Source organism: Bradyrhizobium sp. NAS96.2 (genome assembly GCF_001908235.1).
GTDB lineage: Bacteria > Pseudomonadota > Alphaproteobacteria > Rhizobiales > Xanthobacteraceae > Bradyrhizobium.
Map to the genome: position 1 here is coordinate 127,669 of NZ_LGHK01000043.1, position 10,043 is coordinate 137,711.

Sequence of the window (10,043 nt, forward strand, 5' to 3'; positions counted from 1 at the left end):
ATCCTCACTCGGGAGCCGCTTTTGCCACCCTCACAATGATCCGCATGCAGCAAGCCCAGATCGATCAACTTCGCTCGGCCGCAATTCCGGCCCAGCAACTTTTCATCGGCGGCCGACCGTCGCCCGCAGTCGGCAATGCGCGGCTTGACGTGGTGTCGCCGATCGACGGCAGGGTGCTGACGACCATTGCAGACGGCGATGCCGCCGACGTCGACCGTGCGGTGTCACGGGCACGGCAGGTCTTCGAGCAGGGCAGCTGGTCGCGCGCGGCCCCCGCGCAGCGCAAGAAGGTGCTGCTGCGGTTCGCCGATCTGATCGAGCAGCACGCGCTCGAGATCGCGGTGCTCGGCGTGCGCGACAACGGCACCGAGATCGGCATGGCCTACAAGGCCGAGCCGCTGTCGGCGGCGGGCACGATCCGCTACTACGCCGAGGCGATCGACAAGGTCTATGGCGAGATCGCGCCGACCTCGGTCGACGTGCTCGGGCTCGTGCATCGCGAGCCGCTCGGCGTCGTCGGCGTCATTGTGCCCTGGAATTTTCCGCTGATGATCGGGGCCTGGAAGATCGGCCCGGCGCTCGCCGCCGGAAACTCGGTCGTGGTCAAGCCGCCGGAACTCGCCTCGCTCACGCTGTTGCGGCTTGCAGAGCTTGCGACCGAGGCGGGCCTGCCGGATGGCGTGCTCAACGTCGTCACCGGCCGCGGCACATCGGCCGGCGAGGCGCTCGCATTGCATCTGGATGTCGATGTGCTGGCCTTCACCGGCTCGGGTGCGGTCGGCCGGCGGCTGCTGGAATGCTCGGCGCGCTCGAACCTGAAGCGCGTCCACCTCGAGCTCGGCGGCAAGTCGCCCAACATCGTGTTTGCGGATGTGCCCGACATCAAGCATGCGGCCAAGGTCTCCGCGAGCGGCATCTTCCGCAATTCGGGTCAGGTCTGCGTCGCCGGCTCGCGGCTGCTGGTGCAGGCGGCGATCTATGACCGCTTCATGGCTGCGCTGCTCGACGCCACGGCGAAGCTGAAGGTCGGCGATCCGCTCGAACTAACTTCTGATATCGGCGCTATCTCGAGCCAAGTGCAGATGCGCAAGAATCTGGACGCCGTTGCCCGCGCGGAAGCGCAGGGCGCGAAGCGGCTGGTCGGCGGCGAACAGATCCGCGCCGAGAGCGGCGGCAACTTCATGGCGCCGGCGATCCTCGCCGAGGTGACGCCGTCGATGGAAGTCTGGCGCGAGGAGGTATTCGGCCCGGTGCTCGCAGTCACGCGGTTCGACAGCGAGGACGATGCGACAGCGTTCGCGAATGCAACGCCGTATGGACTTGCATCGGCGGTGTGGACCGGAAGCCTGTCGACGGCGCACCGTATGGTGCGCGCCATCAAAGCCGGCGTCGTGCACGTCAACGCTTATGGCGGCGCCGACATCACGGTGCCGCTCGGCGGCTTCAAGCAATCAGGTTTTGGACGCGACAAGTCGCTCCATGCACTCGACGCCTATACCGACCTCAAGACCGCCTGGATCGCGCTATGACATCTTTGGCTGCTGCACGCACCGGCGTGCTGAACCGATTGCTCGATGCCGAGCAGGAGCGCTTCAAGGCACTGCATCCGCGATCGGCTGCGGCGTGGCAGGAAGGCCGGCAGCACTATCTGTACGGCGGTCCGTCGCACTGGATGCGGCGCTGGGCCGGCGGCTTCCCGGTTTATGCCGAGGAGGCGCAGGGCGCGCATATCCGGGATATCGACGGCCGCGACTACATCGATTTCTGCCTCGGCGACACCGGCGGCATGTGCGGGCACGCGCCGGAGGCAGTGACTGAGGCCGCGCTCGCGCAGCTCAAGCGCGGTGCGACCATGATGCTGCCGACCGAAGACAGTCTCTGGGTCGGCGCCGAACTGTCGCGCCGCTTCGGTCCGAAATACTGGACACTGACGACGTCGGCGACCGATGCCAACCGCGCCGCGATCCGCATCTCGCGCATGATCACCGGCCGGCGCAAGGTGCTGGTGTTCTCCGGTTGCTATCATGGCGGCGTCGAGGAGGCGCATGTCGAGATCCGCGACGGCCGCGTCGGCCTGCGCAACATGATCCACCCCAACGGCATCGATCATGATGCGGTGAGCCGGGTGGTCGAGTTCAACGATGTCGCGGCACTTGAGGCGGCGCTGGCGCAGGGTGACGTAGCCTGCGTGCTGACCGAGCCGCTGATGACGAATTTCGGCATGATCCCAGTCGATCCTGGTTTCCACCAGGCGTTGCGCGACCTGACCCGGCGCGCCGGCACCGTGCTCATCATCGACGAGACGCATACGCTGTCCTGCGGACCGGGAGGTTACAGCCAGGCGTATGGATTGGAGTCCGACATTCTCGTCGCGGGCAAGGCGATCGCGGGCGGCATTCCCGCCGGCGTATTCGGGCTCAGCCAGGAGATCGCCGAGCGGCTGTGGAAACTCGTCCCCCACGTCAATCCGCGCCAGCGGCAGTCGGCGCATCTCGGCTTCGGCGGCACGCTCGCGGGCAACGCGCTGACGGTCGCCACCATGCGGGCGGTGCTGGAGCAGGTTCTGACCTCAGCGAATTACGAGCGGATGATCGGCACCGCGACCTCGCTCGCGCAGGAGGCGCGCCGGCTGATCGCGGCGGCCGGTCTGCCCTGGCACGTCACGCAGATCGGCGCGCGCGCCGAGATCATGTTCATGCCGCAGCCGCCGCGCAGTGGCGCCGACGTGATTGCGGGCCGGCAACCCGATCTCGAGACCTTGCTGCATGCGTTCTACATGAATGAGGGCATTCTGGTGACGCCGTTCCACACCATGCTGCTGATGTGTCCGGCGACGTCGGGGCGGGACGTCGACAAGCACACCGCGGTGTTCGCGCAGTTCATCGATTTGCTGCGCGGAGCGGGAGCAATCTGATGCAGGCGCCTCCGTTCAATCTTGACGGCCGGGTCGCCATCGTCACCGGCGGCGGCAGGGGAATCGGCGCCGCTATCGTGACACGGCTTGCGCAGGCCGGTGCGACCGCGGTGATCGCCAACCGCACGCCTGATGTGGCCGAGGCGCTGGCGCGCGAACTGGCGGCTGATGGACGGACAGTGCATTGCATTCCGTTCGACAAGCTGGACCGCAGCAGCTTGCGTGCAATGGTCGACGACGTCGCCGCCAGATGCGGCCGGCTCGATATCGTCGTGCACAATGCCGGCGGTTGTCCATGGGCCTCGCTGGAAGAGCTCGACGAAGCAAAGCTCGACGAGACGCTGGCGCTGAACCTGAACGCCAGCATCTGGCTCGCGCAGGCTGCAATTCCGCACATGCGCGCCAACCGCTACGGGCGCATCCTCGTGACGTCTTCGGTGTCCGCGCGCGTTGCGATGGGCGGCGGTGCGCATTACTCGGCGGCGAAAGCCGGCGCGAACGCGTTCATCCGCGGTGCCGCCTTCGAACTCGCGCGCGACGGCATCACGGTCAATGGCGTCGAGGCCGGCTTCATCGAGAAGCCGGGCCGCGGCACCATGAGCGCGCCGGAGAACAAGGCGAAGCTCGAACGCTTCATTCCGATGGGACACATGGGGAGCGCCGACGACATCGCCTGCGCGATGCTCTATCTCGCGTCCGCTGAGGCCAGATACGTCACCGGGCAGACCATCGTCGTCGACGGCGGCTCGACGCTGCCGGAGACCGGATTTGCCGTCGAACGGCAGTGGGGAGTCTAGATGCCGCGGCTCGACGGAAAGACCGCGCTGGTGACGGGCGCTGCCACCGGGATCGGCCGGGCCACCGCTGTGCTGCTGGCGTTGAGCGGCGCGCGCGTCGTGCTGTTCGGCTTGGGTGACGTCGAGCTTCACGCCGCGGCGGCGGAGTGCGGAGGGCAGGCGGTCCATGGCGATGTCACGCGCTCGGACGACATTGCCAAAGCCGTCGCTGCCTGCGGCGCGTGGCTCGACATCGTCGTCAACGCCGCCGGCCTGATCGTGCCGGATCAGCCGGCAAGCGTCTCCGACGAGGTCTGGGCCAAAACGCTTGATGTGAACTTGACGGGGACCATGCGGGTCTGCCGCGCATCCCTGCCGCTGCTGCGGCAGCGCGGCGGCGCGATCGTCAACATCGCCTCGGTGGCCGCGTTCAATGCCAGCCCGGACAGCGCAAGCTACGCCGCCAGCAAGGCGGCCGTCGTCGCCTATACGCGTTCGTTGGCATACGCCCACGGCGCCGACGGCATTCGCGCCAATGCCGTTGCGCCGGGCTGGGTGCGGACACCGATGAGCGCCTATGAAATGCAACTGCTCGCGGACCAGAACGGCACCACCGCCGAGACCGAGTTTCGCGCTGTCGAACGGCGGATCGCTTTGGGACGGATGGCTGAGCCCGCCGAGATCGCGGCATGCTGCCTGTTCCTGGCCTCCGACGATGCGTCGTTCGTGACCGGAGCGGTGCTGGTCGCCGATGGCGGTGGCCGCTCGCCGACGCAGAATCGCGCGGTCTAGGGCCGCGTTCCGATTGAATCGCAACGCGGCCCTAGATTTTTGTTTTGACGCGTCTTCTTCACGCGAACCGGGATCCACTTCGCTCGAAAACGGCCTAGAACGATCGATTGGCGTCGGAGTGTGGCCGCCGGCACCTTGATAAGGCCTGGTGGATTTGGCACTCTCGCGCCGTCACGTCATTCGATTGAGGGGCGTTATGAACAAGTCATTTTCTGTGATCATTGCGGCGGCCGCTTCCATCGTCGTGCTGTCGTCGACGGCGGCGAAATGCGGCGACTATCCGTTTGGCGATCCGCCGTACCGGCTGGACTACGTGCAGGAGCCGCAGATTGAATCGGGCTGCTGGAAATGGAATTGGCAGCTCTACCAGTGGCAGGATTACTGCCCGGTCTACGTCCATCCGAAGGCGTATATGTTCTCGCGATCGTCGCGCGTCGCGCTCCGCACCAAGGGGTGAGGAGCAGCCCGGCGGCTTAGCTGCTCTGCGTCACGCCCATTGGATCGACGCAAAGCGCGCACTCATGAGTGCGCGATGGTGCAGGCCACCTGATGGTGCTTGCCGAAGTTGAGCAGCGCGTTTTCCCGGAAGCCGTCCAGCCAGATGCCGCGGCCCGCGTAGCGATAGCCGACGCCCATCGGAACGTGCCGCACATGGATGCCGCCACGGCCGGTGAGCAGGGAGGCCGTGACCACCTCGCCCTCGACCGACACGGCGCGCGGGCACAGCGGATATTGATGGCCGTTCTCGCAGGTGAACACGATCTCGGTGCAGGTGCCGACCGGTGCCTTCGTGACCAGGCCGAGATCCGCGGCCGCTGCCGGCCGGGAATTGCCTGACAGCATTGCACCCAGAGCCAAAATGCCCGCGACCATGTAGCAAAACCGAATCCGCATCAGTGCCCCCTCGTCCAGCGATAGGCTAAGTAACTGAGGAAAAATAACTCGCGCTAAATGAGCAAAAAAAGGCTCCAAGGTCAAACCTGCGGCAGAGGTAGACACAGGGTTCGAGCGCCGGGTGTTGCAAGTTTGCTGCAGTGGAACGGAATTAGGTTGACGGCAGTCCTGCTGCGACAACGTGCCTTTACTGGCCACAATTGGCCTGCAAGTGGTGAGGGGTACTTGAGTCGTTTCGTGGGACTGCTTCGAGAGCCTGACCGGATCGCAACGCGAACGGGTTTTGGACGAACGTCGGGGGTGGGAATGAACTTCCGTGGTGCCATTGCAGGTTCGCTACTGACCTTGATGATTGTCTCCGCGTCGTCGCTGACGGCGCATGCACAGGCACCATCTCCTCAACCGGCGAGCGGCCGGGACACGGCGGCTCAGCCCGCTCAGGACACTCATTCCTTCTCTGGTCCCAGTTTTCGCAAGGGCCTGTGGCGCTTCATCCGAACGCTCGACGTCGTCAGGACTGCGAACAAGAATTTCAAGTACCGGGTGGTCAACGCGGAGACGACGCGCTGCGTCGACCCGACCTTCGCCATGAAGGCCACCTTCTCGCCAGAACCGATCGGAAGCTGCGTCTCGGACAAGCCGGAAAAGGTCGGCAATCGCTACACCTTCGGGCATCGGTGCGATTACATGGGCACGGTCAGCACCGTCATCACGGTACGCAGCGACGAGGCCTATACCGAGCTCAACGAGGTCAGCACCGGAGAGAATCCGCGGACCGACACGGTCGTCGCGACCAGGATCGGCGACTGCGACGACGGAGGTGCGGCCAACTCCGAAAAGTCCGCTCCGGCGCGTTTGCAGCAGTAGGTTGGCGATCAGCCAGGCTAGCCGGCGAGCTTGCCAGGATCAGCTCCTGGGACGCTGAGGCATGGGCCCGATTTGCGACGGGCCCGGACCAGGCTTTTTCGTGAGGCTCTGATCCGACAGCCGAGAACCTCAACCAAAAAGGGCCAGTATTTACTCGACCTTAACGCGAAGTGTTCTGGAATGAAGTGAGGTTGGGCGTGCTTCAAGTGAAGTCACGCGATGCGCACCGTGCAGCCGATAAGGATTCATCAAATGACTTCGCGTGAGGGCTTCGGGCAGTCGAAGGTCTTCGCCTGCGCGCTTGGCGCCGTGATCGCGCTTTCCCTGTCCTTGCTCGCTTCCCACGGCGCTGTGGCCGAGGAGAGCTTCAGCGGGCCGACCTTCCGGAAAGGGATGTGGCGGTTCGTGCGGACGCTGGAGCTCGTGTCGCCCACGAATGTCCGGCAAAAGCTGCTCGAGCGCGAGATGCTGCGCTGTGTCGACCCGACCCAGGCGATGAAGGCGACGTTCTCGTCGCCGTCGATCGGAAATTGCCATTCCTCAAGGCCGGAGAAGGTTAACAACAGGTACGTCTTCTCCAACCGCTGCGACTACATGGGGCCGGTCAGCACCGTCATCACGGTCTTGAGCGACGAGGCCTATACCGAGGTCAATGAAGTCCATGGCCAGGCGCCGCGGACGGACCGGGTCGTCGCTCGCCGGATCAGCGATTGTCACGAGGAGCGGGCACAGCTTGGCCAGCCGGCCGCCGCACCGAGCGAGGTCTCGCATGATGTGGAGCAGGAGACGGCAGAGGGCGAGCCGCTCTAGGGCGGCGTTCAGGCCCGACGCGGCTTTGTGCCGATGCACCCGTTAGATCGGCGGGGCCAAGATCGCCAGCGGCACTATCAGATCTTTTGCTGGCCGCCGGGCCCGCTGACCTTGACGGTGATCTTCTGAATCTCGGTGCGGCCGCCCTGGTACTTGACCTCGATGGTCAAGACATCGTCGCCGAGGAATTCGGGCGGTGCCTTGTAGAAGGCGACATAGGCGGGCACCTCGAGCGCCAGGCAGGCCTTGTAATTGGTCGCCTTCGCCTTCGCTGACTTCACCACAACCTTGCCGGCAGTAGGTGGACTGACCAGCCGGATGGTCGGCAGCGGCCCCGACGTGCAATCAGGCAATACGTTAAGATAGATGCCGATTTGGGTGTCCCGGTTGGCGAGCGCCCGATACTGGCGTTCGACCGTGGTCTCGGGCGGGACTGGTTGTTGTGGGGCTTGCGCAGCCGCCGCACCGAAAGAGCCGCAAATCAAAACGGCGGCACACGCCTGAAGAATCACACGCATCGACCGCTCCAAATCGCCGATCAGGACGAGCAGGGCCGGGCAAATACTGCCTTTCGACCAAGTCAAACGGGCTAAGCCGTTGTTCTTGCAGCCTCCACCTGTCCGATCTTTACCACACTTCCACGGAAAGCATTGATTAACCAAATACATTCCTTGACCGGGGGGAGGGTTAACAATAGCCTAAAACTAAATTTTTCTACAACTTTTCCTCTAATCGCATTTTGCGGAGTTGATAATGCAGGGTTCGTTTCAGGTCGCTCAGGCTACCGGCACCGGCAATTCCACCAATTCGGCTCCCGTAAGAATCTACACACTGACGAAGCCGCTGACCGATCAGGCGGTCGTCGTCAATCTCGGATACGACCAGAAGGTGAAGGTCGACTTCTCGGCGATCGCCAAGGAGAAGATCACGCTGGTTCATATCGGCGAAAAGCTGATCATCCTGTTCGACAACCAGTCGACCGTCACGGTTGAGCCGTTCTTCGACTCCCGCGCGGACGGGCAGCACAACATCACCATCGAGATGGCGCCAGGGCGCGACGTCTCGGTGCAGGAGTTTGCAAGTCTGTTTCCGATCAGCACGGACTCGTCCGTGTTGCCGGCGGCCGACAATGGCGGCAACTCGAACGGCAACGCGCAGGCGAGCGGCGCGAACTTCAGCCCGTTCGCGGTTGATCCGCTGGATCCCGTGCCAACCAACGTGTTGGCTGGACCGGAGGGACTGCCGGATATCACGACCCCGGGGATAACCGGCACCACGCTTCCGCAGGGGTCGACGCCTGCCAAACCCACCATCTCCCTGGGCGTCGCTCCGGACCTCGCGGTGGACGAGAGCTTCCTGACCGTTGCGACCAACAGCATCGCCGGCTCCGGGCTTGGCCCCGCAGGTTCGACCGTAGCGACCGGACTGATGCCGTTCACCATCACGGCGCCCGGTGGCGAGAAGTCGGTGGCCTTTGCGCTGTCGATCACCGCGCAAGGCGTTGACTCCGGCCTGATCGATTCGCAGACCGGCAATCACGTGTTCCTGTTCCAGGAGAACGGGCAGATCGTCGGCCGGGAAGGTGGCCAGAACGGCCTCGCTGACTTCACGATCTCGGTTGATGCCACCGGCCACATCACGCTGACCGATCTTCGCTCGATGCACGAGGGCACCGGCGAGGTTGGCGGTGACATCAACGAAGGTGTGCATCTGCCGGCCGGGCTGGTCACGCTGACGGCGACGGTGACCGACGTCTTCAACCAGACGGGCACCGCGACCGCCGATGTCGGTCCGCATCTGACGTTCCTCGACGACGGCCCGGCGATCTCGCTGAGCGGGACGGCGAGCTCCCTGAACACTTTCGAGGCCTATCTGTCGGCCGCGACCAATGCCGGCATCAACGGCTCGACGCCGGATGCGTCGCCGACCCAGGGGCATGCGCTGGACAAGGAGAACTTCGCCGGCGCATTTCACGTCGTGATCGGCGCCGACGGCGCCACCACGACCTATGCGCTGAGCATCGCGGCCAATGGCACCGCGACCAATCTGATCGACAGCAACTCCGGTCTCGGCGTGGTGCTGGACCAGAGCGGCAACACGATCTCCGGCTATGTGGCCGGCCATGAGGGCCAGGCGGCCTGGCTGGTGTTCACACTGACGGTGAACACCGCGACCGGCGACGTGACGCTGACGCAGGACCGCGCGATCCACGAGAACATCGCCTCGAGCCCGGACACCCATGAAGGCATCAGCCTGACCGGCGGCCTGGTGACGCTGACGGCGACGGTGACCGACAATGACGGTGACAGCGTCAGCCAGAAGCTCGACCTCAGCAGCCACGTCACGTTCCACGACGATGGTCCGTCGATCTCGCTGAGCGGGACGGTCGGTTCGCTGAACACCTTCGAGGCGTTTCTGTCGGCCGCGACCAATGCGGGCGTCAACGGCTCGACGCCGGACGCAGTGCCGACCCAGGGCCATGCGCTGGATACCGAAAGCTTCGCCGGCGCGTTCGCTGTTGTGACTGGCGCCGACGGCGCGACCACGGCGTACACGCTGAGCATTGCCGGCAACGGCACGGCGACCAATCTGATCGACAGCAACTCCGGCCTCGGCGTTGTGCTCGACCAGAGCGGCAACACGATCTCCGGCTATGTCGCCGGCCACGAGGGTCAGGCGGCCTGGCTGGTGTTCACGCTGACGGTGAACACGGCAACCGGCGACGTGACGCTGACGCAGGACCGCGCGGTGCACGAGAACATCGCCTCGAGCCCGGACACCGGTGAAGGCATCAGCCTGAACGAAGGTCTGGTGACGCTGACCGCGACGGTGACCGACAAGGACGGCGACAGCGCCGCCCAGAAGCTCGACCTCAGCTCGCATGTCACGTTCCACGACGATGGCCCGTCGATCTCGCTGAGCGGGAACGTCAACTCCCTGAACACCTTTGAGGCCTATCTGTCGGCCGCGACCAACGCCGGCATCAACGG

10 protein-coding genes are annotated in these 10,043 nt (G+C 64.7%); 8 read left to right on the forward strand and 2 right to left on the reverse strand.

Translation table 11 applies throughout. The features are described from left to right. Positions 1-44: 44 nt before the first annotated feature. The 5 genes from AC628_RS12205 (at position 45) to AC628_RS12225 (ending at position 4,939) form a co-directional block, all read left to right on the forward strand. Entirely contained in the window at positions 45-1,529 is a 1,485-nt protein-coding gene (locus AC628_RS12205; RefSeq protein WP_074127069.1) for an aldehyde dehydrogenase, read from the forward strand. Next, positions 1,526-2,914: a transaminase gene (locus AC628_RS12210; protein ID WP_074127048.1), complete on the forward strand. Its 1,389-nt coding sequence runs from the start codon at positions 1,526-1,528 to the stop codon at positions 2,912-2,914. The genes AC628_RS12205 and AC628_RS12210 overlap by 4 nt, the downstream gene beginning before the upstream one ends. Then, complete coding sequence (locus AC628_RS12215) at positions 2,914-3,711, forward strand: SDR family oxidoreductase (protein WP_074127049.1); 798 nt, start codon at positions 2,914-2,916, stop codon at positions 3,709-3,711. Before AC628_RS12210 ends, AC628_RS12215 begins: the two co-directional genes overlap by 1 nt. Next, complete coding sequence (locus tag AC628_RS12220) at positions 3,712-4,482, forward strand: SDR family NAD(P)-dependent oxidoreductase (RefSeq protein ID WP_074127050.1); 771 nt, start codon at positions 3,712-3,714, stop codon at positions 4,480-4,482. Between the two features lie 196 nt (positions 4,483-4,678). Continuing rightward, complete coding sequence (locus AC628_RS12225; protein WP_074127051.1) at positions 4,679-4,939, forward strand: hypothetical protein; 261 nt, start codon at positions 4,679-4,681, stop codon at positions 4,937-4,939. A gap of 62 nt (positions 4,940-5,001) precedes the next feature. On the opposite strand, the gene AC628_RS12230 is transcribed toward AC628_RS12225, so the two are convergent. Further along, positions 5,002-5,376 (reverse strand): hypothetical protein, encoded by a 375-nt coding sequence (locus AC628_RS12230; protein WP_074127052.1) that lies wholly within the window; start codon positions 5,374-5,376, stop codon positions 5,002-5,004. 300 nt (positions 5,377-5,676) lie between these two features. Between AC628_RS12230 and AC628_RS42795 the strand changes: the two genes are divergently transcribed. Both AC628_RS42795 and AC628_RS12240 read left to right on the forward strand, forming a co-directional pair. Further along, positions 5,677-6,243 (forward strand): DUF3617 family protein, encoded by a 567-nt coding sequence (locus AC628_RS42795; protein WP_143201560.1) that lies wholly within the window; start codon positions 5,677-5,679, stop codon positions 6,241-6,243. A gap of 252 nt (positions 6,244-6,495) precedes the next feature. Next, on the forward strand, positions 6,496-7,053 hold the full coding sequence (locus tag AC628_RS12240) for a DUF3617 domain-containing protein (protein WP_074127070.1): 558 nt from the start codon (positions 6,496-6,498) through the stop codon (positions 7,051-7,053). A 77-nt stretch (positions 7,054-7,130) separates the two neighbouring features. Here AC628_RS12240 and AC628_RS45235 read toward each other — a convergent pair whose 3' ends face one another. Continuing rightward, positions 7,131-7,721 (reverse strand): hypothetical protein, encoded by a 591-nt coding sequence (locus AC628_RS45235; protein WP_245321136.1) that lies wholly within the window; start codon positions 7,719-7,721, stop codon positions 7,131-7,133. A gap of 85 nt (positions 7,722-7,806) precedes the next feature. Between AC628_RS45235 and AC628_RS12250 the strand changes: the two genes are divergently transcribed. Then, on the forward strand, positions 7,807-10,043 hold a 2,237-nt coding region (locus tag AC628_RS12250), incomplete at its 3' end, for a DUF5801 repeats-in-toxin domain-containing protein (RefSeq protein ID WP_245321137.1).